The 22,635-nt window shown below is 66.9% G+C and carries 23 protein-coding genes; 14 read left to right on the top strand and 9 right to left on the bottom strand.

All coding sequences use genetic code 11. The features are described from left to right. Positions 1-40 precede the first annotated feature (40 nt). Positions 41-970 carry a hypothetical protein gene (locus NGB94_RS00565; RefSeq protein ID WP_325788305.1) on the top strand — a complete coding sequence of 310 codons (930 nt, stop codon included), beginning with the start codon at positions 41-43 and terminating at the stop codon, positions 968-970. Between the two features lie 24 nt (positions 971-994). Here NGB94_RS00565 and NGB94_RS00560 read toward each other — a convergent pair whose 3' ends face one another. Beyond that, complete coding sequence (locus NGB94_RS00560) at positions 995-2,536, bottom strand: long-chain fatty acid--CoA ligase (RefSeq protein WP_325788304.1); 1,542 nt, start codon at positions 2,534-2,536, stop codon at positions 995-997. Positions 2,537-2,672: 136 nt separating this feature from the next. Between NGB94_RS00560 and NGB94_RS00555 the strand changes: the two genes are divergently transcribed. The 3 genes from NGB94_RS00555 to NGB94_RS00545 all read left to right on the top strand — a co-directional run bounded on the left by NGB94_RS00555 (position 2,673) and on the right by NGB94_RS00545 (position 5,993). Next, entirely contained in the window at positions 2,673-3,917 is a 1,245-nt protein-coding gene (locus NGB94_RS00555) for a hypothetical protein (protein ID WP_325788303.1), read from the top strand. A gap of 124 nt (positions 3,918-4,041) precedes the next feature. Then, positions 4,042-4,698 carry a ScbR family autoregulator-binding transcription factor gene (locus NGB94_RS00550; RefSeq protein ID WP_325788302.1) on the top strand — a complete coding sequence of 219 codons (657 nt, stop codon included), beginning with the start codon at positions 4,042-4,044 and terminating at the stop codon, positions 4,696-4,698. Positions 4,699-5,030: 332 nt separating this feature from the next. Then, positions 5,031-5,993 carry an IS481 family transposase gene (locus tag NGB94_RS00545; protein WP_325788301.1) on the top strand — a complete coding sequence of 321 codons (963 nt, stop codon included), beginning with the start codon at positions 5,031-5,033 and terminating at the stop codon, positions 5,991-5,993. On the opposite strand, the gene NGB94_RS00540 is transcribed toward NGB94_RS00545, so the two are convergent. From NGB94_RS00540 to NGB94_RS00530, 3 genes are read right to left on the bottom strand one after another with little or no spacing between them, the layout of a single operon-like run. Beyond that, positions 5,977-6,561 (bottom strand): hypothetical protein, encoded by a 585-nt coding sequence (locus NGB94_RS00540; protein ID WP_325788300.1) that lies wholly within the window; start codon positions 6,559-6,561, stop codon positions 5,977-5,979. The two genes, NGB94_RS00545 and NGB94_RS00540, sit on opposite strands and share 17 nt — an antisense overlap. After that, a complete protein-coding gene (locus NGB94_RS00535; protein ID WP_325788298.1) occupies positions 6,558-7,625 on the bottom strand; it encodes a glycosyltransferase in 1,068 nt (355 codons plus the stop codon). Before NGB94_RS00535 ends, NGB94_RS00540 begins: the two co-directional genes overlap by 4 nt. After that, positions 7,622-8,644: a glycosyltransferase family 1 protein gene (locus NGB94_RS00530; protein ID WP_325788297.1), complete on the bottom strand. Its 1,023-nt coding sequence runs from the start codon at positions 8,642-8,644 to the stop codon at positions 7,622-7,624. The genes NGB94_RS00535 and NGB94_RS00530 overlap by 4 nt, the downstream gene beginning before the upstream one ends. A gap of 219 nt (positions 8,645-8,863) precedes the next feature. Here NGB94_RS00530 and NGB94_RS00525 point away from each other — a divergent pair, with 219 nt between their 5' ends. Further along, positions 8,864-9,343 carry a CinA family protein gene (locus NGB94_RS00525; RefSeq protein ID WP_325788296.1) on the top strand — a complete coding sequence of 160 codons (480 nt, stop codon included), beginning with the start codon at positions 8,864-8,866 and terminating at the stop codon, positions 9,341-9,343. 15 nt (positions 9,344-9,358) lie between these two features. Here NGB94_RS00525 and NGB94_RS00520 read toward each other — a convergent pair whose 3' ends face one another. Both NGB94_RS00520 and NGB94_RS00515 read right to left on the bottom strand, forming a co-directional pair. Then, positions 9,359-11,008, bottom strand: a complete 1,650-nt coding sequence (locus NGB94_RS00520; RefSeq protein WP_325788295.1) for an ATP-dependent DNA helicase RecQ — start codon at positions 11,006-11,008, stop codon at positions 9,359-9,361. A 72-nt stretch (positions 11,009-11,080) separates the two neighbouring features. Next, positions 11,081-11,965 carry a dihydrodipicolinate synthase family protein gene (locus NGB94_RS00515; protein WP_325788294.1) on the bottom strand — a complete coding sequence of 295 codons (885 nt, stop codon included), beginning with the start codon at positions 11,963-11,965 and terminating at the stop codon, positions 11,081-11,083. 64 nt (positions 11,966-12,029) lie between these two features. Between NGB94_RS00515 and NGB94_RS00510 the strand changes: the two genes are divergently transcribed. Continuing rightward, positions 12,030-13,097, top strand: a complete 1,068-nt coding sequence (locus NGB94_RS00510; protein ID WP_325788293.1) for a serine hydrolase domain-containing protein — start codon at positions 12,030-12,032, stop codon at positions 13,095-13,097. Here NGB94_RS00510 and NGB94_RS00505 read toward each other — a convergent pair. Then, positions 13,062-13,523 carry a hypothetical protein gene (locus NGB94_RS00505; protein WP_325788291.1) on the bottom strand — a complete coding sequence of 154 codons (462 nt, stop codon included), beginning with the start codon at positions 13,521-13,523 and terminating at the stop codon, positions 13,062-13,064. The genes NGB94_RS00510 and NGB94_RS00505 overlap by 36 nt on opposite strands. A gap of 140 nt (positions 13,524-13,663) precedes the next feature. After that, positions 13,664-14,236: a GNAT family N-acetyltransferase gene (locus NGB94_RS00500; RefSeq protein WP_325788290.1), complete on the bottom strand. Its 573-nt coding sequence runs from the start codon at positions 14,234-14,236 to the stop codon at positions 13,664-13,666. Positions 14,237-14,377: 141 nt separating this feature from the next. On the opposite strand from NGB94_RS00500, the gene NGB94_RS00495 reads away from it, so the two are divergent. The 8 genes from NGB94_RS00495 (at position 14,378) to NGB94_RS00460 (ending at position 22,248) form a co-directional block, all read left to right on the top strand. Continuing rightward, positions 14,378-15,895 (top strand): SulP family inorganic anion transporter, encoded by a 1,518-nt coding sequence (locus NGB94_RS00495; protein ID WP_325788288.1) that lies wholly within the window; start codon positions 14,378-14,380, stop codon positions 15,893-15,895. A gap of 94 nt (positions 15,896-15,989) precedes the next feature. Further along, positions 15,990-16,874: an amidohydrolase family protein gene (locus NGB94_RS00490; protein WP_325788287.1), complete on the top strand. Its 885-nt coding sequence runs from the start codon at positions 15,990-15,992 to the stop codon at positions 16,872-16,874. After that, positions 16,871-18,046, top strand: a complete 1,176-nt coding sequence (locus NGB94_RS00485) for an acyl-CoA dehydrogenase family protein (protein ID WP_325788285.1) — start codon at positions 16,871-16,873, stop codon at positions 18,044-18,046. Before NGB94_RS00490 ends, NGB94_RS00485 begins: the two co-directional genes overlap by 4 nt. Positions 18,047-18,060: 14 nt before the next feature. Then, complete coding sequence (locus NGB94_RS00480) at positions 18,061-19,539, top strand: ATP-binding protein (protein WP_325788283.1); 1,479 nt, start codon at positions 18,061-18,063, stop codon at positions 19,537-19,539. Positions 19,540-19,587: 48 nt separating this feature from the next. Next, on the top strand, positions 19,588-20,058 hold the full coding sequence (locus tag NGB94_RS00475; RefSeq protein ID WP_418910584.1) for an RNA polymerase sigma factor: 471 nt from the start codon (positions 19,588-19,590) through the stop codon (positions 20,056-20,058). Beyond that, a complete protein-coding gene (locus NGB94_RS00470; RefSeq protein ID WP_325788279.1) occupies positions 20,055-20,654 on the top strand; it encodes a methylated-DNA--[protein]-cysteine S-methyltransferase in 600 nt (199 codons plus the stop codon). Before NGB94_RS00475 ends, NGB94_RS00470 begins: the two co-directional genes overlap by 4 nt. Continuing rightward, positions 20,651-21,337 (top strand): alpha-ketoglutarate-dependent dioxygenase AlkB, encoded by a 687-nt coding sequence (locus NGB94_RS00465; protein ID WP_325788277.1) that lies wholly within the window; start codon positions 20,651-20,653, stop codon positions 21,335-21,337. The genes NGB94_RS00470 and NGB94_RS00465 overlap by 4 nt, the downstream gene beginning before the upstream one ends. Before the next feature lie 47 nt (positions 21,338-21,384). Next, entirely contained in the window at positions 21,385-22,248 is an 864-nt protein-coding gene (locus NGB94_RS00460; RefSeq protein WP_325788275.1) for a DNA-3-methyladenine glycosylase family protein, read from the top strand. Here NGB94_RS00460 and NGB94_RS00455 read toward each other — a convergent pair. Further along, positions 22,245-22,628, bottom strand: coding sequence for a DUF1304 domain-containing protein (locus NGB94_RS00455; RefSeq protein ID WP_325788274.1), 384 nt, complete (start codon positions 22,626-22,628; stop codon positions 22,245-22,247). The two genes, NGB94_RS00460 and NGB94_RS00455, sit on opposite strands and share 4 nt — an antisense overlap. Positions 22,629-22,635: the final 7 nt, after the last annotated feature.

Below are 22,635 nucleotides of genomic sequence, written 5' to 3'. Positions count from 1 at the left end.
CAGCGTCCCGGACCGGCAGCGGCCCCAGGGCGGCTGCGGCATGAGCCCCACCACCGTGAAGCCCGCAGCGCGCTCCCGCTGGATCAGGCTCGTCTGGATCATCCCCGTTTCCCTCCTTGTCCTGGCAGGCATTGTGCTGCTGGCACGCTGGCTGCGGGAAACGGCGGCGGGGCAGGACTTCCTGGCCGCCTATCCGGGCCATTCGGAACTGCCGGGGTCGGCCCCGGTTGGTATTCCGGCGTGGGTTGGCTGGCAGCATTTCCTGAACTCCCTGCTGCTGCTCCTGATTGTCCGCTCGGGGTGGCTTATCCGGACCCGGCAGCGCCCCGTCGGGTCGTGGACCCGCAACAACAAGGGCCTCATCCGCACCCGGAACCAGCCGAAGAAGATCAGCCTGGATCTGTGGTTCCACCTCAGCCTCGACGTGCTTTGGGTGCTCAACGGCCTGGTCTTCTACGTGCTGCTCTTCGCCACCGGACAGTGGATGCGGCTGGTGCCTACCAGCTGGGACGTGTTTCCCAATGCGGCCTCCACGGCCCTTCAGTACGCGTCGCTGGACTGGCCCATGGAAAACGGCTGGGTCAACTACAACAGCCTGCAGGTCCTCTCCTACTTCTCCATCGTTTTCATCGCTGCTCCGCTGGCCATCCTGACCGGCCTGCGGATGTCGCCGTCGTGGCCTTCCAAGGCCAGGCGGTTAAACCGCCTCTTCCCGATTGAGGCGGCCAGGGCCCTGCACTTCCCGGTCATGGTGTATTTCGTGCTGTTCATCATCGTTCACGTGACGCTCGTCCTGACTACCGGTGCGCTGCGGAACCTCAACCATATGTACGCCGCCAGCGACGGGACGGGATGGACCGGATTCTGGTTCTTTGCAGCGTCAGTGGTGGTGATGGCCGCAGCGTGGGTCGCGGCCAGGCCGCTGTTCCTGCGGCCCGTAGCCTCGCTGACCGGCAAGGTTTCCCGCTAGGGAAACCCTGCCGGCGCAGACAGGCTAGGCGTCCGCTGCTGCTGCCACGCCGGCCTGCTCGTCGCGGATCCGGCGCTTGAGGATCTTGCCGGTGGGGCCTTTGGGCAGCTCGTCGGCGAACACCACCCGGCGCGGATACTTGTAGGCAGCCAGCCGGTCCTTGGCAAACTGCTGGATCTCCGCCGCCAGCGCCTGGCGCTCGTCGTCCCCGGCAGGGGCGGCGTCGGGCTTCAGCCCGATGACCGCGGCGATTTCCTCCCCGTTGAGCTCGTCCGGGACACCGATCACGGCAGCCTCCGATACGGCCGGGTGTTCGTAGAGGACCTCCTCCACCTCGCGGGGATAAACGTTGTAGCCCCCGCGCAGGATCATGTCCTTCTTGCGGTCCACTATGTAGATGTTGCCCTCCTCGTCGAAACGGGCAAGGTCTCCCGTGCGGAACCAGCCATCCGGAATCGCTGCTTCCGTGGCCTCGGGATTGTTCCAGTAACCCTTCATCACGCCCAGGCCGCGGACGGAAAGCTCGCCGATCTCGCCGATCGGCACGTCGTGGCCCTCGCCGTCCAGCATCCGTACTTCCATGCCGTAGACCGGCTTGCCGATCGAACCGGGACGGCGGCCTCCGCCGGGGAGGTTAAAGGAAACGATCGGAGAGGTCTCGGACAGGCCATAGCCTTCCAGGAGGTCGATGCCGAAAACGTCCTCGAACTCCCGCAGGACTTCAAGGGGCATCGGGGCGCCGCCCGTGATCGCACCGCGAAGCGGGGATATGTCAGTCTGTGCGAGGTCCGGGTGCCGCAGCATGGCAATGTACATGGCCGGCACGCCCTGGAAAATGGTCACTTTGTCCCGCTCAATGATCTTCAGTGCCTCACCGGCATCAAACCGCGCCAGCAGGCTGATCATGGCGCCGGTAAGCACCGCTGCGTTCAGGGCCGAGGTCTGGCCGAACACGTGGAAGAACGGCAGGCCGCCAAAGATCACGTCACTTTCCGCTGTGTCCAGGAGGTTCCGCGCCACTTCGGCGTTGCTGCGGAGGTTGTCATGCGTCAGGGCTGCCCCCTTGGGCCGGCCGGTGGTCCCGGAGGTGTAGAGGATGACGGCGATGTCCTCCCCGTCCACCTCCGCCACGGAATCGTCCGAGTCGCTGTCCTCCAGCAGCTGCCGGAAACTTCCGGTATTCACCGGAATGACGTCGACGCCGCCTGCTTCCCGGGCACCGGCCGTAGCTTCGGGGAGCATCAGCTCGAAGGCGAACAGCAGCCCGGCACCTGAGTCCTTCAGGGTATGTGCCACTTCGCGGCCCTTCAGCAGCGGATTCATCGGCACCACCACAGCCCCGTAGCGCAGTACGCCGTAGTACACGGACGCCATCGGCGGAATGTTCGGCATCATGAGGGCCACACGGTCTCCGCGCTGCACCCCTCGGGCACGAAGCAGTCCAGCCACTTTGGCGCTCATGGCGTTCAGCGTCGAATAGCTGATGACCGTGTCATTGATCCGCAGGGCGGGACGGTCAGGAACCCGTGCAGCGGTTTCGGTCAGGATTCCGGCAAGGTTGGGCATGGGCGATCTCCTTTGATCGGATGCGGGAAAGAGCCGCAGTGCTGCGAGGCTACCAACCTGCCGCCGCGGGCGGAATGCCCCTGACCCGTTTCCGTAACTTAACGATAATGATTCTCATTTAAGTTATGGTTCCTGCATGAATACTTCACCGCCCCTCGTGGCCGCCCTTTCCATCTCCGTGCTGCTGCTTTCCGCCTGTGCTTCCCCTGCAGGTTCTCCAGCGCCGGCAGCCAGCCCCCACCGCGAGCCTTCTCCGTCCGTGCGGGAGCAGGCTTCTGCATCCACTCGGCTGGCGGTCACCCATGAGGACGGCCTGACTGTGCTTGATGCCGCTACCCTCGAATCCCTGGCTGAGATCCCCATGGAGGGATTCCTGCGTCTCTCGGACGCTGGGGACGGGCGCCACCTTGCCGTCTCCGGGGCGGGTGGATTCAGGATGCTGGACACCGGCAGCTGGTCGGAGAAGCACGGCGACCATGCCCACCACTACACCGCTGAGCCCGTCCTGACCGGGGGGCTGCTGGAAGCCGGCAAGCCCGGGCACGTAGTCGCGGGTGCGGGCCGGACGGCATTCTTCGACGACGCTTCAGGGCAGGTGAACCTGGTTGAGGCCGGCCGGCTGGGCGCCCGGGAGCTGGGTGCCGGGCAGGTTCAGCTGCCTGAGGCGCACCATGGCGTGGCGGTTCCGATTGACGGGGACAGCCTGATTGTCAGCCTGGGCACCGCCGATGGCCGCACAGGCGCGGCAGTGCTGGACGGGACCGGAGACGAGATTCTGCGCAGTGATGAATGCCCCGGCCTTCACGGTGAGGCGGGGGCGGCCGGTGCCATAGTGTTCGGCTGCGACGACGGCATGCTGGTCTACCGGGACGGGAGTTTCCGCAAGGTGGCGAGCCCGGACGGGTATGGCCGGATGGGGAACCAGGCCGGCTCGCCGGCATCCCCCGTTGTTCTGGCTGACTACAAGACGGATCCCGGGGCCACGCTCGAGCGTCCGGAAACGGTGGCACTGGTGGACACTGCTGCCGGCGGGCTCCGGCTGGTCAACCTGGGGACCAGCTACACGTTCCGCTCGCTGGGCCGCGGCGCGGCGGGCGAGGCCGTGGTGCTGGGGACGGACGGGGCCCTGCACGTGATCGACCCCGTCAGCGGCACAGTAGTTTCGCGGATCCAGGCTATCGACCCCTGGGAAGAGCCCGCTGACTGGCAGCAGCCCCGGCCGGCCCTGCACATTGCGGACGGCACCGCGTACGTCACGGATCCGGTAGGCTCGCGGGTGCTGGCCGTGGATCTCGGCTCCGGTGAGGTGGTCCGCACTGCGGCATTGGCCGCAGTGCCCAATGAGATCTCCTCACCCCGGGAATCCGGTCCGGCTCAGTGAGCCGGGCCGGTTGAACCGGTTCCCCCGGACCGGCGAAGCACCGTAACCCTTTTCCATCTCGATTGGTTTGCATCTAACTTGGAGTTGGGGGCAGTGCCGAGCGGAGGACCGTACCATCAGAGATTTGCAGGACAGGGCGAAAGCCACACGCGATGCCATCCTCGCCGGAGCGGCGTCTGTTTTTGAAGAGATGGGCTACGGCCGCGCCTCGCTGAGCCAGGTGGCGGAGAGGGCCGGGGTCACCAAGGGTGCCCTTTATTTCCACTTTCCGTCCAAGGAAGACCTGGCCCGGGCGGTAATTGCCGAACAGCACGGATACATCACCGCGGACAACGCTGCGGTGCTCCAGTTGGACCTGCCTCCGCTGGAATCCATGATCGTGCTGTGCCGCCGGTTCGCGTGGCACCTGCTGCAGGAGCCCATCGTCAGGGCGGGGACCAGGCTCACCCTGGAGGCGTCCCTCTTTCTCCAGGATGTCCGCCAGCCCTACGACGACTGGGTGGACATCATGGCCCGACTCGCCGTTGCGGCGCAGAATGACGGCCAAATCCGGAAAGAAGTCGACGCGCCGGCCTTTGGCCGTCTGGTTGTTTCCGCCCTGGTCGGAGTGCAGATCACCTCGGCAGTGCTGACAGCCCGGGCGGACCTGCTGCAGCGGGTGGAGCAGATGTGGGCGCTGATGCTTCCGGGCGTTGTGTCTGCCTCCCTTGCTGAAAGGGCCGGCGAACTCGCCCGGTTTTCACCGGACGGGGACCAGTCACTGCCTGCCTCGCAGGGATAGTGGCCGGCGGCGTACAAAACCGGTCAACCGTCTTGTTTTAATGCAGAAAACGCCTTAGGCTCTGGGCTGTGGGGGGTACTGGGAGAAAACACCGGCAGCCCGCTGCCCGCCTGTCCGGGCCCGCTGTGTGGACGCAGCGGCACTGAATCGGACGGAGCGGGGGACGGCTTCCGGTATCGCAGTAGGGGAGGGCGGGTGGAGGCTTGGGCCACCACCCGCCTGTACTGTCCGGCACCTAGGTGTACTGAGACACCACGTTGGTTACACGTGAATAGGGTGAAGACCTCTTAGGTTTGGTGGTTACCACACACAGCCGAACCCAAGAGGTCTTCATGTCCCACGGTAATGCCCGTCTGGCTCCGGCCGGAAGAATGATCCTGGTCCAGCGCGTCGCTTCAGGGCGGCCGGTAGCCCATGTCGCGAAGGAAATGGGTATCTCCCGGCCCACCGCTTACCGGTGGGTGAACCGGTACCGGGAAGAAGGCCCGCCTGGTTTGGAAGACCGTTCCTCGAAGCCGAAAACGTGCCCGCACGCCACCAGCCCGGAGAAAACCGCTGAGGTCCTAATAACCCGGGCCGAGCACCGCACCGGGCCGGCCGCTATCGCTTCCCGCACCGGGGTAGGCATCCGCACGGTGTCCCGGATCCTAAACCGTTCCGGGGTCCCCAAGCTCTGGGAACTGGATCCACTGACCGGCATCCGCATCCGTGCCGCACGGGCCACGGACCGCCGCTATGAACGCGACGCTCCCGGGGACATGATCCATATCGACGTGAAGAAACTCGGCCGGATCCCCGACGGGGGCGGCTGGCGGGCAGACCCTAACCAGTCCGCCCGCAACCACAGCACCGGCCACACGAAAGTCGGTTTCGACTACGTCCACGTCGCCGTGGATGATCACTCAAGACTCGCGTTCGTGGAAGTCCACCCCGATGAGAAGGGTCCGACCTGCGCCGGGTTCCTGGAGCGGGCTGCCGCGTTCATGGCCGCCCACGGGGCACCGGTGAAACGAGTCATGACGGACAACGCGTTCGCTTACCGGCTCTCCAAGGACTTCCAGCATGCCCTGAGCACGTTGGGCGCCAAGCACATCCTGATCAAGCCACGCCATCCCTGGCAAAACGGCAAAGCCGAACGGTTCAACCGCACCCTGCAGGAAGGCTGGGCCTACCGGCAGGTCTTCAACTCCAACCAAGCCCGCACCGATGCCCTGCAACCGTGGCTAGACTTCTACAACCACCAACGCCCACACAGCAGCCTCGGAGGCAAAGCACCCATCACCCGGTGTAACTAACGTGCTGTCTCAGTACAACTAGTACCCGGGACACCGGACCCGGAGCGCGGCCCGGCTGGAGCGGTATTCCCGAGATGGCCCCCACAGCGTGCAGGTCCGGCAGTGCCCCGTCTGTCTCCAGCATCCGCGGTGCTTCCACCGGCCAGGCGGCGATCACCGCGTCCGATATACCGAACCCCAGGGTATGCGCCCGGTCAGTCCGTACCCCGGGCAGGGCAACCGTGACGACCGGTACGCCGTGCAGCCGGGCCAGGAGGGCCGCTTCAACGGATACGTCAGCAACCAGGACGGCCGGGTCGGTCTCTTGGATCCAGGCCGAGAGCTGCGCCATGCGTGCCCGCAGGCCCGGATCCCGGGCCGGAACCCAGTGCAGGTTGCCGTTGGCGTCCACGCTGCGCGGAGCGTCGGAGGTGTTGTCGGGTTCCAGCTGAACCCAGCCGCCCTGCCAGTTCCCGGGGCGGGGAAGTGAGGACAGTCCCGTGACGCTGCCGGGAGGCAGGACGGCGGCGATGGCATGCGCCCGGCGCAGGTGGCCCATTCCGTGATGGTGGATGTAGTAGCCGATCATGCAGCCGCCATCCGTGCGGTGCTGTCCAGCAGCAGCGACTCATACTCATCAACCATTCGCTCATGCGAACAGAAGGTCTCGGCCCGGAGCCGGGCCGCGCTGCGGTCCAGGCCGCAGGCCGCCCGCAGCGCACCCGCCAGGGCGGAGGCGTCGTCGGGATCCGCCAGCCGGCCGCAATCCTCCGTGAGGATTTCCGGCAGCGCGCCGCGGCGGAAAGCCGCGACCGGCGTGCCCGAAGCCAGTGCCTCGGCAGCCACCAGGCCGTAGGGCTCATCCCAGCGGGGGGTAACGAGTGCGGCGCTGGCCTGCCCGACGGCGCGGCGCAGCTGTCCGTGGTCCAGATGCCCCAGGTAGCGGATGTCGTCACTGAGCAGCGGCTGTACCTCGTTCCGGAAGTACGTGCGGTCATAGACGGGTCCGGCCAGGTCCAGCGGGATCCCGGCCGTGCGGGCTGCCTGGATTGCCAGGTGGGTTCCCTTCTCCGGCACGATCCGCCCAAACCAGATGGCCGGGCCGCCGCCGGGTCCGCGCTGCCAGGCGCCGGTATCCACCCCGTTGAGGATGGCAGTGCTGTCAACGAGCGGCGCCCAGGCATCGCGGGTGTGGGCGCTGACGGCGATGAACCGGGTTTGCGGACCCCGCACCTGGATGGCGGATTCGAGCCAGCCCACCGGGGGAGTGTGCAGGGTAGTGACCAGTGGAAGCCGGAGCATCCGGGACATGGCAACGGGCAGGTGGTGGATGCTGGTGTTGAGCACGGCGTCGTACTTCTGCCCGCCGTGTTCGGCCAGATCCAGCATCAGCGAGAGATAGGCGTGGTGTTCACCCATCCACTGCCCGGGCAGGGCGCCGACGTCGTTCCTTGCCGTCTCGCTCATTTCGAACGCCGGGACGTCCAGGAACTGCACATCCAGGTTCGGGTCCGACCCTTTGGCCGCGAAAAGGGTGATGCTGTGGCCGCGGGCGGTCAGGGCTGAGACCAGGGCGTGGGTGTGGGCCTCCAGCCCGCCGGCGAAGGGTTCGGCGATGGGGAACCGTGAGGGGCCAATGATACAAAGTCTCATTGCAGCACTCCGCTTCGCTCCAGCAGCCTGGCGTAGATCCTGGCGTGGGCTGCTGCGACGGCATCGCGCTGGGCGGCACGGTCCGCGGGAGCCAGGGGTGCAGGCGGTCCGGCGCTTCGTGCTGCGCGGACTGCGGACTTCAGGGATTCTGCGTCCAGTCCGGTTTCGTTATGGGTATAGCCGAAAGCCGGACCCTGGTCGGCGTAGAAACCGCAGTCGGGTGCGGCGACCGCCGTGCCGAGATCGCGGCAGGCCTCCAGCCACCCCGAATGGGTGCCGAAGCGGTAAGGGAGAACGGAGAGGTCAAGGGCGGCGAGGTACTCCCAGAGCTGGTCGTCCGGCAGGAAGTCATGGACGTGCAGTTCCAGTTCACCGGTCGCGGACTCCCGTTCCAGGAACTGCGCCAGCGCGGCGTCGTACCGTGCACCGTCCGGGTCCAGGACGTCGCAGTGCCCGTTGACCTGAACCACCATTCCGCCGTCCTCGCGCGCCACGTCCAGCAGGGCCTGGATGACCGGCAGCGGTTCCATGCTTGCCCGGAGGCTCTTGACGTGGACGCCGGCCCGGTAAGGAGCCCCCGCGGTGCGCGGGCGCCGCGCATAGTCCGCCATGGTGTCCAGTTCTACGACGTGCGGGTGAGGGATGACCTCGGCGGTCCGGTCCCAGCGGCGCTCAACTTCGGCGGCGGCGCCCTCGGTGAGGGTGATCAGGGCGTCAGCGGCGGGGATGAGGACATCCAGGTGCGCGTTGTGGGCGGCAGGGGACTCATGGTGGGGGTTGCGCAGGTCATGGACGGTGTAGATCAGCGGTTTGCCGTGCCGCCGCAGTGCAGTTAGGGCCTCCTGCAGATCGGCCGGGTCCTGGGCATCAAAACCGAAGTGGATGTGGAACACGTCAAACGAAGCGGCGTTGGCGTCGATCCAGCCGGCATTCAGCATGACCGGCGGCCACCACTTGCCCGTTGCCGGATTGTCCGGGGAATCAGGATCCGGATCGGGGAGGCGGAGCACTTCAGGCATGCCCGGAAGCCGTTCCTGCGCCGGGCCGAGATGGTGGATGTAGACGTGCCCGGCGGGGACGCTGGCGACCCGAATGCGGTTTTGTGGCAGCAACCTGGGACCCCTTTTTCGGTTAGGGCACCGGGCCCGGGTAGGGACCGCTGCCGCGCGAGTGGTGAAAATAGTAAGTACCGTTAGTAATCAATAGCATACGAACGCTGAAAGGTGGCAAAGACGCGGATGGACCCAGTGAAGGATGCCTTGGAGGAACTCCCGCACCGCATCGCAGAAGAAGTCGAGCGGGCCGGCCTGATGGTGGCGCTGGCGGAATCGCTGACCTGCGGAAACCTGACCGGAGCCCTGGGGAAGGGCGGCGGTACCGGGGAGTGGCTGAGCGGCGGGATCGTGGCCTACCTGACCGAAATAAAGCAGTCCGTGCTCGGCGTCAGTGAAGGGCCCGTGGTCAGTGCGCGCTGCGCCGAGGAGATGGCCGCCGGTGCCGCGAAGCTCTTCAGTGCGGACCTGGCAATCTCCACCACGGGTGCCGGCGGGCCGGGTCCGCTGGAGGGCCGGCCCGCCGGAACGGTGTTTATTGGATGGAGCCTGCACGGCGAAACAGGCTCAGCCGAGTACTCCTTCGACGGGGATCCGGCGGAAGTACTGGAAAAGACCGAAGCTGCGGCGCTTCAAAAGCTCTATGAGCTGGCGCAGAAGGCCTGAACTGCCGGCGTGCCGTCAGGCCTGCTCCAGGAGTCCTTTTTCCTGTACCAGTTCCACGGAGAGTGTCTTGTAGCCCTCGGACTCAAAGAGCACGGTGACAGTCTCATCTTCATAGCTCATGACGGTTCCGCGACCCCACTCCGAGTGGACCACTTCAGACTGCAGCGCGAAGGGCTGGGGCGCGTCAGTCTCGCTGGGCCCTAGTTCTTCGCCGTCAGCTTCCGCGCGCTCGCAGTTGTCGCAGTACCCGCACATATCCGCGGCGTCCTCGCCGAAGTAGTTCAGCAGGAAGCGGCGCCGGCATTCCGTGGTTTCGGCGTACTGCCTCATCATCTCCAGCCGGGATTCCTCGATGTTCTGGCGCTGTTCGGAGAACTCCAGGGCGGACCTGACCGCGGTTTTGGCGCCCACTCCGTCCCGGGCCAGGTAGCCGTCGTCAGAGACGGTGACGGAACCGGACTGCTCCAGCAGGCCCAGCAGGGAGGACAGGCGGCGCGGATTCAGGTCCAGCCCGTCCCGCAGTTCCGCCGCGGATGCCGGCTCGCCGCGTTTCTTGACCACCTTGAACAGCTTGGCCAGGGCTTCTTCATCCGGTGCCTTCGCCGCAAAGAACCGGCGGATTCCCAGGTCCTCGGTGCGGTAGTGCAGGAAGATCTCGGTGGGTTCGCCGTCGCGTCCCCCGCGGCCGATTTCCTGGTAATAGCTGTCCACGGAATCGGGTATGTCCGCATGTACAACGAACCGGACGTTGGGCTTGTCGATGCCCATGCCGAAGGCGGTGGTTGCCACCACGATGTCCAGCTCGTCCGCCAGGAACTGCTCGTGGATGCGGTGCCGGTCCTCATGGCTGCGGCCGGCATGGTACGCATCAGCCCGCAGGCCGGCCTCCTGCAGGGCCTCGGCATACTCTTCGGTCTCCTTGCGGGTTGCCACATAGACGAGTCCCGGGAAGTCGAGCGTCCCGGCCTGCTCCAGCACCGCACGGCGCTTGTCCTCGGCTTCCTCGTAGCGTGCAGTGGCCAGGTGCAGGTTGGGCCGGTCGAACCCCAGGGAAATCTCCTGCGGGCTGCGCATCCCCAGCTGTTCCCCGATTTCCGCCCGCACCGGCGGCGCTGCCGTGGCGGTGAGGGCAATCACGGGCTTGCCAAGCGCACGCACCAGCTGGTCCAGCTGCAGGTAGTCCGGGCGGAAATCATGCCCCCAGGCGGAAACGCAGTGCGCCTCATCGATCACTACCAGGGAAACCTCCAGGGCACGAAGCTGTTCCAGCACTTCCGGGCGTGCCACCTGCTCCGGGCCCAGGAAAAGGAACTTGGCCTTCTCCGGGCCTTCCTCCCGGGAGGCGGAGGCCCATGCCTCATCCCAGTAACCCTGCGGCTGGGCCGAGTTAAGCACGTAGGCACGCGTGGCGCCGGTGGCTTCGTTGATTCCGTCTGCCTGGTCGCGCTGAAGTGCGATCAGGGGAGAAATAACGACGGCGGTGCCGGGCAGTGCCATGGCTGGCACCTGGTAAACGGCCGACTTTCCCGCGCCGGTGGGCATCACGCAGATGACGTCCCGCCCGTTCACGGCTGCTTCCATGGCCTCGAGCTGGCCCGGACGGAAGTCCTCCCAGCCGAAGACCTCCGAAGCGGTGCGCTGCAGGTCGGCGCGGGTTGGTGACATGGACGTTCCTCCTGGGGATTTTGGCGGATTATCAGCTTACTGACTATCCGGTGCCCGTGTCGCATCGGGAGCCTATGCCAGGGCAAGGTCCTCCACGATCCTGGCTACCCGCAGGCGGTTCCCGGCATCCAGTCCCCGCACCGGCAGGGGAAGGCAGGCCTGCGGCACCAAACCCAGGTGCTCTGCAACAGCCGCGATGACCCGCACGCTGCCGTGCTCCCCGAAGAGTTCCCACAGCGGTGACAGGCGGGCGGACTCTGCCGCGGCGTCGTCGTGCCGTCCCTCGGCAACGGCCCGCACGATTCGCGCTGCAGGTTCCGGAAGGGTGCCGGCCACCGCCGAATACCAGGCGTCACACCCCGCGCTCAGCCCGTGTGCCGCCGCCGCATCGCCGGAAATTCCAATGGTCACATGGTCCGGAATCACGGCACGGACCTCCTCGACTCGTGCGGGAGCCGCCGCAGCGGAAACCGGAGGGATCTTGATGGAGGCTATGCCGGGCAGCTCTGCGATCCTTCCGTAGAGTTCCGTGCTGAAGCTGAAATGCGTTGTTCCGGGGTTGTCGTAGACAATCACTGGTAAATCCGTGGCGCCGGTGACGTCGCGGAACAGTCCGTACACGTCGTCGTCCGTCAGCGCCTGGTAGCTCACCGGCGCCAGCAGGATTCCGGCCGCGCCCGACTCTTCTGCCCAGCGGACGTTGGCCAGCACCTCGGAAGTACGCAGTGCGCCTACCCCCGCAATCAGCGGCTTCGATCCGGCGTGCCCGGCAGCCAGCTGCACCACGCGCCGTCGCTCTTCCGGACTCAGGTACGCGTAGGAGCCGGTGGACCCCAGCACCGCGATCGAATCGACCTCGGAGACTGTGAGCCGCTGAATGAGGCGGACGAACGCCGCATCATCCACGGCGTCGTTCTGCAGCGGTGTCAGGGGAAAAGCGCTCAGGCCGGTAAACAAATTGCGTATTCCTTCCGGTGCCCGCAGCGGACAGGCATTTTCCGCTGCGCATTAGTATTCGGTTATGTTCCCAGACATCGACGTCGAATCCCTGGACCGTTTTCTTTCTGACGCCGCCTCCCGTGGTGAGTTCTCCGGAACCATCCGGTTGTCCAGCGGCAGCCGGGTACTCCACGAGGGGGCATACGGTACGGCCTCCCGCCGCTGGAATGTGCCGGTCTTGCCGGGGACGCGGTTCGACGTCGCGTCAATCACCAAGCTGTTCACCTCCGTTGCCGTGCTGCAGCAAGTGGACGCCGGGACCCTGTCCCTTGACTCCCCCATTGGCCGGTTCGTTGCGCTGGAGGGCACCCGGATTGACCCGGAGATCACTATTGGCCAGCTCCTGGCGCACACCTCCGGCATCGGGGACGACGCCGACGAGGAAGCCGGCGAATCCTACGAAGACCTTTGGACTGACAGGCCCACCTACTCGGTCACCCAGACCGCGGACTTCCTGCCGCAGTTCGTGCACAAGGAGCCAAACTTCGCCCCGGGAGCCGGCTGCCGGTACTGCAACTGCGGCTACATCCTCGCCGGGCTGGCGCTGGAAGCGGTGACCGGGACCAGCTACCGGGACTACGTGCGGGAACACGTGTTTGCGGCTGCGGGCATGGAGGATTCGGGGTTCTTTTCAATGCGCGACGCCGTCCCGAATGTCGCGGAGGGCTGGGACCCGGTCCGCGATGAAACCGGGACAGTGGTCTCCTGGCGGCAGAACATCTTCAGCTACCCGCCAATCGGCTCTCCCGACGGCGGCGCCCACGCCACGGCGGCGGACCTGGTTCGGTTTCTGGACGCCGTCCGGGACGGAAAGCTGCTGTCCGCAGAGTCCACCGCCGCGTTCCTGAGCCCGCAGGTCAAGCACTCGGACCTCGACGCCGGTGAGCTGCACTACGGCTACGGACTTGAGTTCCGGCTCGGCTCATCAGGTGGGGTCCGGTCGTTCTACAAGGACGGAATCAATGCCGGCGCCAGCGCCTTCCTGGGCTATTACCCCGAGGCGGACGTCACCCTGGCGCTGGTGTCCAACTCCGAGGACGGTGCGTGGGGGCCGCTACGGCAGATCACTGCCCTGCTGCAGTCCGGCTGACTTCGCCGTGGAATCATGCATCCGGGGCTGAAAATGCTCGGTCTTGCTCTGGATGCCGGAGACCCGGTCCGCGGGGATCCAGCCAAACACACTCTGGTGCGAGAGCGGCTCGCTGGCATAGAACGGGGAAAAGTCCCAGTACGCGATGACCCGGCGCTGATCCGACTCCTCCCAATGGTTCGCCTGGATGACGGCCAGCCGCCCTTCCGCGTCCTCAGCGAGGATCTCAACCTTCCGGTTTCTGCCCAGGTCTCCTGTGGCTGTAACCCGTACGATGCCCGATACCTCAGCGGCGGGCACTCTGAGCACGTGTTCCACTGGGGTTGCAGCGAAGTTGTTGGGGTGACGGCGGACTGTGTTCCACATAGGGCCCGGGGCTTCGTTAGACCGGCTGACCAGCGCCAGCGTTTCCTCCTGGTCTGGCATAACATCCTGCAGCTCGTACTCTTTCCCCCTCCATGTCCCGAAGGATGCGGTGAGCCTGGTGCCGTTGGCACGCCATCTGCTGACGCCGGGTACAAATGAGCGTTCCTCGTCCAAGGTTCCTGCTTTCATTTCTCGTGCGTCTAGTCTGCAGCATTCGGCCGACGGGCCGCGTAAACCTGGACGTCACGGCGCTCTCCGGCGGCCAGCGGATAGGCCCGGCGAATGCCCGCGGCTGCATATCCGGCGCGTCCAGCGGTGCGGATCGAAGCGGCATTCCACGGCTCGATAAAGAGCTCGATCCGATCCAGTCCGGGCAGGGTCCAGCCAAAGGAGGTCAGTGCAGCCAGCGCATCGGCGGCAAAACCCCTGCCGCGGAACTCCGGAACGACGGCGTAGCCGGCGCTCGCGTGCCCCTCGGCGGGGTGCTGCAGCCACAGGCCGCAGTGTCCTACCGCCAGGCCGGATAGTTGTTCTTCGATAGTGAAGGAGAAGCCCCTGCCCTCGCTGTGCCGCCCCTGCTGGCGCTCCACCCAGGCCAGCGCCTCCTGCTCGCCGGCATTCAGCGGAAGGGTTCCGGTGGTACACACATAGGGATCCGTGGCCAGTGCCATAGCCATGCCGGCATCGCTGCTGTTGACCGGACGCAGCAGTACACGGCCGAATCTGGGCAAGCGGGCCGGCCAGGGTGGCAGGGGCACGGCATCTTTGGGCATGGCACCCATTATTGGCCAGCCGTCCTGACGCGGCGGGACCGGGACAGGCCGGCACGGCGGTAATCTTGAACCGGATCCGACGAACGGCCCCGGCAATCCGCCCCGGCCGCCGGACTTCCCCGCACTCGAAATGGAACTGCCTTGTCCCTTCCTGCCCTCCCTTCGCCGGAGACAGTCCCCGCGCCGGACGCCGCACCCCGGCAGACCGTGCTGCGCACCCTGCGCTCGCCGCGGCTGCTGAAGACCGAGGTGCTGGCCGGGCTCGTCGTCGCGCTGGCCCTCATTCCGGAGGCGATCGCCTTCTCGGTGATTGCCGGCGTCGATCCGCGCATGGGCCTGTTCGCGTCCTTCACGATGGCCGTCACCATCGCGTTCGTCGGCGGCCGGCCCGCCATGATTTCAGCAGCTACCGGTGCCGTCGCCCTGGTGATTGCGCCCGTGGTGGCCAACTACGGCGTTGAGTATCTGGTGCCCACGGTGATTCTTGCAGGCATCCTGCAGATCCTGCTGGCCCTCGCGGGCGTGGCGAAGCTGATGCGGTTCATTCCCCGATCCGTCATGGTCGGTTTCGTGAACGCCCTGGCCATCCTGGTGTTTTCCTCCCAGCTGCCTGAGCTGATCGGCGTGCCGTGGCTGGTGTACCCGGTGGTCGCCGTCGGGCTCCTGATTGTGTTCCTGCTGCCGCGGCTGACGACGGCGGTGCCCGCCCCGCTGGTCGCGATCGTCCTGCTGACCGCTGCCGCCGTGGCGGCGGGCTGGAACATTCCCACGGTGGGGGACAAGGGGGCCCTGCCGGACAGCCTGCCCTCCCTGCTCTTCCCGGACGTGCCGCTGACCCTTGAAACCCTGGAGCGGATCCTGCCCTACGCCGTGGCGATGGCCTTTGTGGGACTCCTCGAATCCCTGCTGACGGCCAAGCTGGTGGACGACATCACGGACACCCGCTCATCGAAGCCGCGCGAAGCCGCCGGGCAGGGCATCGCCAACATAGTCACCGGGTTCTTCGGGGGCATGGGCGGCTGCGCCGTCGTGGGGCAAACCATGATGAACGTGAAGGCGTCCGGTGCGCGCACCCGCATCTCCACCTTCCTCGCAGGAGTGTTCCTGCTGGTCCTGGTGGTGGTGCTCGGCGACGTCGTGGCGCTGATCCCCATGGCCGCGCTGGTGGCCGTGATGATCTTCGTGGCGTACGCCGCGTTCGACTGGCACAGTATCCGCCCCTCCACACTGCGCCGCATGCCCAAGTCGGAGACCGCCGTCATGCTGATCACCGTGCTGGCGACCGTGGTCACGCACAACCTGGCGATCGGCGTCGGGGCCGGCGTGCTCACGGCCATGGTTCTCCTTGCCCGCCGCGTGGCGCACTTCGTCACTGTTCAGCGCACACCGGCGGACGACGGCGAAACGGTCACCTACCAGGTGCACGGCGAGCTCTTCTTCGCTTCCTCCAACGACCTCTACACGCAGTTTGAATACGCCCGGGACCCGCAGTGGGTAGTGATCGACATGAGCAGGTCCCATGTCTGGGACGCATCGACGGTGGCGGCACTGGATTCAATCGCGGAGAGGTACCGTTCGCGCGGCAAGTCCGTGGAAATCACGGGGCTGAACCAGGCGTCGGCATCGATTCGCGAGAAGCTTTCGGGGAACCTGCCGTAGCGAGGCACGGGAGGGAAAACCGTTGACTTTTTCAACTAATGTCGACAGGATGAGGTGAATCCGCTGGTCAGCTCCAACAGGAAGTACCCCACCCATGGTTTACACACTCGGCCTCGACGTCGCGGCCCTGGATGCCATTGACACCCACGTCCACATTGAAGTGGACGATCACGGGCACAACGCCCTCCCGCAGCCGCTGGTCGACGCCGCGTCCAAGCACTTCAAGACCGACGGGCCCCGCCCCGGACTGGATGAGATCGCCGCGTACTACCGGGAGCGGAAGACAGCTGCCGTCGTTTTCACCGTGGATGCGTCCAAGGCCCTGGGGCACCCGCCGAACTCCAGCGAGGACATCGCCGAAGGCGCCGCCCGGAACAACGACGTCCTGATTCCTTTCGGATCAGTGGACCCCACCTCCGGCGCGGACGCGCTCGCCCGCGCCAATGTGCTGGCCGGCGACTACGGGGTGCGCGGCTTCAAGTTCCACCCCACCGTGCAGAACTTCGATCCCAGTGACCGCACTTTCTACCCGCTCTGGTCCCTGATCCAGGACCTGGGAGTTCCGGCACTGTTCCATACCGGCCAGACCGGCATTGGCTCCGGGCTGCCGGGCGGGTTCGGCCTGAAACTGGGCCTGTCCAACCCCATCCTGCTCGACGCCGTAGCCGCAGACTTCCCGGACCTGCAGATCATCATGGCCCACCCCTCCGTCCCGTGGCAGGACGAGGCGATCGCGGTTGCCACGCACAAGGCCAACGTGTGGATCGACCTGTCCGGCTGGTCGCCCAAGTACTTCCCGGCGAACCTGGTGCGGCATGCCAACTCCCTCCTGCAGGACAAGGTCCTCTTCGGCTCGGACTACCCGCTGATCACTCCCGACCGGTGGCGGCGTGACTTTGACGCCCTGGAGATGAAGGACGAGGTGCGGCCCAAGATCCTCAAGGAGAACGCGGTCCGGCTGCTGGGCCTGGGGTCATGACCGAGCTCTACGGTTCCGACCGATACGGCTACTCCGACCTGCTCTCCGGCCCGGAACTCGAGGTCCTGGCCAAGCTGCGCTCAGTCCTGGACGAACAGGTCTCCCCGCTGCTGGCCGACTACTGGGAGGCCGGGGACTTCCCGGAGCAGATCCGCCAGCCGCTGGTGGACCTGAATCTGATGGCCCCCGACGGCGCCACGGACAGCGACGGCCGCACGTCCGGGCTTTACGGCGGTTTCCGGAACTTTGAACTGGCCCGCACCGATGCCTCCGTGGCCACGTACTACAACGCGCAGTCCGGTCTGTTCCGCTCCACCGTCCTGCACGGCGGCAGCGCCGAACAGGCAACCGAGCTGGACCCGAAAATCCGTTCCTTCGAGTACACCGGCGTCTTCGCGCTGACCGAGCCGGAGCACGGCTCGGACATTGCCGGCGGACTGGCCACGTCCGCGCGCCGCGAGGGCGACACCTGGATTATCGACGGCGCCAAGCGCTGGATCGGCGGGGCCGGCACCGCCGATGTGCTGGCCGTTTTCGCCCGGGATGAAGCGGACGGGCAGGTGAAGGCCTTCCTGGTGCCGCGCGAGGCGGAGGGTGTCTCGCTCACGAAGATCCTGCGCAAGACCTCGCTGCGGATGATGCAGAACTTCGATATTGACCTGCGCGGCGTCCGTGTTCCGGATTCGGCGAGACTGGCGAACATCAATTCCTTCAAGGACGTGGCCGCCCTGATGCGCCGGCTGCGCTCCGACGTCGCCTGGATCGCCACCGGTATGCAGGCCGGCGCCTATGAAGCAGCCGTCCGGTACACGCTGGAACGGGAGCAGTTCGGCAAGCCGCTGGCCTCCTTCCAGCTCACCCAGCAGAAGCTGGCCACCATGCTTGCCAACCTCACGGCCTCCCTGGGCATGGTGGTCCGGCTAACCCAGCGCCAGGAAGAGGGCATCTTCCGCGACGAGGACTCGGCCATGGCCAAGATGTTCACCTGCACCTCGCTGCGTGAAACAGTCGCCCTGGCCCGCGAAGTGGTGGGCGGCAACGGCATCACCCTGGATACCGGCGTCGCGCGTTTCCACGCGGACGCGGAAGCGGTCTACTCCTACGAAGGCACCCATGACATCAACGCCCTCATCCTGGGCCGCTCAATCGCCGGGGTGGGCGCCTTCCGCTGATAGGGTCGGCGCCCATGGAGAAGAATCTCGCGGATTTCCTGGCCAGCTTCAGCGCGGCGGTCGACCTGGCGCAGCAGCAGCGCTTCCAGTCCCCGGACCGGGAGCGGTTGCGGGACGCCCTGAGCCGGTACCTGGGACGCCCTGCCGTGGACGTGCCGATCGTGACGGAGGAAATCCCGTTCCACCGGTTCGCGGACCTGGACATCGCCTTGGAACGGCTGGCCGCGGCGGATCCGGATAACTCGCTGATCGGTATGGGCGGCGGCCAGCAGCGCCGGCACCTGACCCTCTCCGACGTCGTTCAGGAAGAAGGATTCAGCAACGTCCCGGTCGGCCAGCCGGATTTTGTCAACGTTGCCATTGGCCCGGATTCCAGCCGTGAAGCCCTCGCACTGGGCATCCGGCTCTTCCGCCACGGCGGTATTCCCGTCGCCGTAATGCAGCGCAAGGGGGATCCGCAGACCGGCAGCCCCGAGGCGAACATTGCCGTCATGGCAGCGAAGCGTCCTGCGGCCGCCGCGGTGCTGGCTGCCCTCCGGGAAGACCTGCGGACCAACAGCGTCCTGCGTGGGCAGGTGGTATCGCTGGGATTCGACCCCTACGGCCAAAGCGGAGCCGGCGTCACGTTCCTGCCCCGTCCGCGCCTGCCCCGCAGCGAGGTGATCTTGCCCGACGGCGTGCTGGACCGGGTCCGCAGCCACGTCATTGGGATCGCCGGGCACCGCAGCCGGTTGAAGGCTGCTGGCCAGCACCTCAAGCGCGGCGTGCTGCTCTACGGGCCGCCCGGAACGGGGAAGACCCACACCGTGCGGCACCTGCTCAGCGAAACTCCTGGCACGACGGCGGTACTGCTCTCCGGCGGATCCCTCGGTGCGGTGTCCCAGGCAGCGAAGCTCGCGCGGGCGATGGCCCCGTCCCTGGTGGTGCTCGAGGACATTGACCTGATTGCCGAAGACCGGAGCATGGGCCACGGACCGCAGCCGCTGCTCTTCGAAGTCCTCGATGCCCTGGACGGGCTCGACGCCGACTCCGACGTCGCCTTTGTGATGACCACCAACCGGGTGGACGTCCTGGAGCGGGCCTTGGCGCAGCGTCCCGGACGCGTTGACCTCGCCGTCGAAATTCCGTTGCCGGACGCCGCGGACCGCGCCCGGCTGCTGGAGCTGTACGCACCTCCCGGAACCTTCTCTCCCGCCGCGCTGGCACAGGTGGCTGAACAGACCGAAGGGGCAACGGCGTCGTTTGCGCGGGAACTGGTCCGCCGAGCGGTCCTGGCCGCGGCGGAAGCGGGGGAGGACTCCGCCGACGGACACCTGCTCGGTGCAGCCGAAAGCCTCTCCGGACAGCGTGAAAACCTGACCCGTTCCCTGCTCGGGGCGGCACCGGACGTCGACGGCAGCGTGCCCGCAGAGTCGGACGACCCCGGACCGCGCGCAACAGGACCGCGCCCCGGCTTTGTTTGGTCGCCACTGCCGTCCGGAGGTCCAGGCTAAGCCGGGACCTCACAAAACCCTCCCGCGGCGCGTCTACAGTATGTGGAAGTGAAACCGTTCGAAGCGATCGTCAGGGAACACGGCGCCACCGTGCTGCGGGTCTGCCGTGCCGTGCTGGGCCCGGACGACGCCGAGGATGCGTGGTCGGAGACGTTCCTCGCCGCGCTGCGCGCCTACCCTTCGCTGCCGCCGGGTGCCAATGTGCAGGCCTGGCTGGTGACCATCGCCAAGCACAAGGCCATTGACGGTCACCGGGCCGCAGCACGCCGGCCTGTCCTGGTCCCCGAACTGCCTGAGCGCGGGGCAACTGCCCCGGGCCCGGGCGAGCATGACGGACTTTGGGCTGCACTGCGGACGCTGCCGCAGCGCCAGCGCGAAGCCCTGGCCTACCACCACCTGGCCGGACTGCCGTTCGCTCAGGTCGCCGTGCTCCTGGAAAGTACGGAGGCCGCCTGCCGGCGTGCTGCTGCGGACGGCATCAGGAAACTGCGATCCCTGGAAGAGGAGGAGCTGCGATGACACCGGATACCCTCACTGGCCTGCGCGCCGGTGAAGACGCGGCCCTGGCCCGCCTGCACACCCGCCTCGCCGATGCGGCGCAGGAACAAGGCCTGCTCGAGATTGCCTACACAGTGATCAGCACCCCGGTAGGAGAGCTGCTGCTGGCAGCCACGGATGCCGGCCTGGTGCGCGTCGGCTTTGGTGTTGAGGGGCACGACACCGTGCTGGCGCAGCTCAGTGCCCGGATCAGCCCGCGGATCCTCCTGGCTCCCGGACGCCTGGCCGAGCCGGTCCGGCAGCTGGAGGAGTATTTCGCGGGGACCCGCAGGGATTTCAGCCTGGCGCTCGATTTCCGCCTGGCCACCGGGTTCCGGCGCACCGTCGTCGAGCACCTGCCGGACATTGGGTACGGCTCGACCGCCAGCTATGCCGCCCTGGCCGCCCTCGCCGGAAGCCCCGGCGCCGTGCGCGCTGCCGGAACCGCCTGCGCCCGGAACCCGCTGCCCGTTGTGGTGCCCTGCCACCGGGTAGTCCGGTCCGACGGGAAGATTGGCAATTACCTGGGCGGCACCGACGCCAAGGCAACCCTCCTCGCGATGGAAGCCGCCGCATGACCGGGCAGCTTTTCCCGCGGGAACGTTCCGCGCCCGCTGCCGGAGCCGTTCACGTGCCGGGCTGGTTGGAGCCGTCCCGGCAGCGCGAAATCGTCCAGGCCTGCCGGGCCTGGGCCATCGGTCCCGTGCCGATGCGCTCCGCCGTTCTCCCCGGCGGACACAAAATGTCTGTCCAGACCGTCTGCCTGGGCTGGCACTGGCAGCCCTACAAATACACGCGCACAGCTGACGACGCCGGCGGCGGCCGGGTTGCCGAGGTTCCGGACTGGCTGGTGGAACTGGGGCGCGACGCGCTGCGGACTGCCTACTTCTCCGAAGGGCAGGCCGGCTACGCGCCGGAGATCTTCGACCCGGAGCAGTACACCCCCGACACAGCGCTGATTAACTTCTACGCCCACGGCGCGCACATGGGCATGCACCAGGACAAGGACGAACGCTCCAGCGCCCCGGTGGTGTCCATCAGCATCGGAGACACCTGTATATTCCGGTTCGGGAATACGCAGACCAGGACCAAGCCCTACACCGATGTCGAGCTTGGTTCCGGCGACCTGTTCGTCTTCGGCGGCCCCTCCCGCTTCGCCTATCACGGCGTCCCGAAGACGCTGCCCGGAACCGCTGGCCCGGAGACCGGGCTCGAGTCGGGGCGCATCAACATCACCCTGCGGATGACCGGCCTGGAGTGAAACCAGAAGCCTGGGAGGGGGCAGCGCCCAGGACCTGCCGCATCCCCGTGCCCGGTCCGTTCCCCTGGGTCCCGCTGGTCCGCAGCCTCGAAGCCCACGCCGTACCGGGCCTTGAGTCCGTGCAGTTTGACGGCGCGGCCGCGTCGGTCGCCCGGCTGCTGCCGTCCTCCGCGGCCCCGGTGCTGGCCGAGGTTCGCTTCGGCGCGCCGGAGAGCGTGACAGTGAGGCTTGCCGGCGGGGACCCGGCGGACGACGACGCGCTGCTGGCCCGGCTGCGCAGGTGGCTGGACCTGGATACTCCGGCCGCCGCCGTCGACGGTTTCCTCTCCGGGTTTCCGGTCCTTGCACCGCTGGTGGAAGCGCGCCCGGGACTGCGGATCCCCGGAAGCCTGGACCCGTGGGAGACTGCGGTGCTGACTATTTTGGGACAGCAGGTCTCCCTGGCGGCGGCGCGGACCTTCGGATCCCGGCTGGTGCGGGAATTCGGCACTCCCGGGCCCGGAGGATTCCTTCGCTTTCCCACGCCGCAGCGGCTGGCCGCGGGCGGCGCGGAAAAGCTGCAGTCTGCCGTCCGGATCACCGGCGCGAGGGCCCGGACCATCCAGGCGCTGGCCGCGGCAGTGGCGGGCGGGCTCGATCTGGCGGCAACCGGCAACACCGGCGAGCCGAGCCTCGGTGCCGGCACCCGTGCCGCCCTGCTCGCGCTGCCGGGCATTGGTCCGTGGACAGTGGACTACCTGGCGGTGCGCGCTGCCGGGGACCGGGACGCGTTCGTACCCGGTGACCTGGTGCTGCGCCGGGCCCTCGGCGTCGAGACCGCGCGTGAAGCCTCGGACCTGGCCGAACCGTGGCGGCCCTGGCGTGCCTACGCCCTGTTCCACCTGTGGACTGCCGCCGCCTACGACCGCTAGGAAGCCATCAGGGTCAGCAGCAGCGCGAGCAGTGCCGGGATTCCGCGAATGAGCGCGATCCGTGCCAGCGGCCACCTGCTGGCCAGCAGCACCACCGAGGCCAGGACCATGCAAGCGGTGGAGAAGCTGATGAGGGTCAGGCCGGCAACGGCATTGCTGACCCCCAGCAGCAGCACGCCCAGCACTGCGCCCACGCTGAGGAACAGGTTGTAGAAACCCTGGGTGTAGGCCAGCGGCTGGGTGGTCTCGGCGTCGTCGGAGGATGTGATTCCGTACACGCCCATGGTCTCCGGAACATTCCAGCGAAGCGATTCCAGCACAAAGAAGTAGAAGTGGACGGCGGCGGAAACCAAGGTAAAGATTGCGGCAGCGACCAGCACGGAACCC

Source organism: Arthrobacter koreensis, from assembly GCF_035792275.1.
Classification (GTDB): domain Bacteria; phylum Actinomycetota; class Actinomycetes; order Actinomycetales; family Micrococcaceae; genus Arthrobacter_B; species Arthrobacter_B koreensis_A.
The sequence above is the reverse complement of the archived record's forward strand: the minus strand, read 5'-3'. Positions and strand labels throughout refer to the sequence as shown.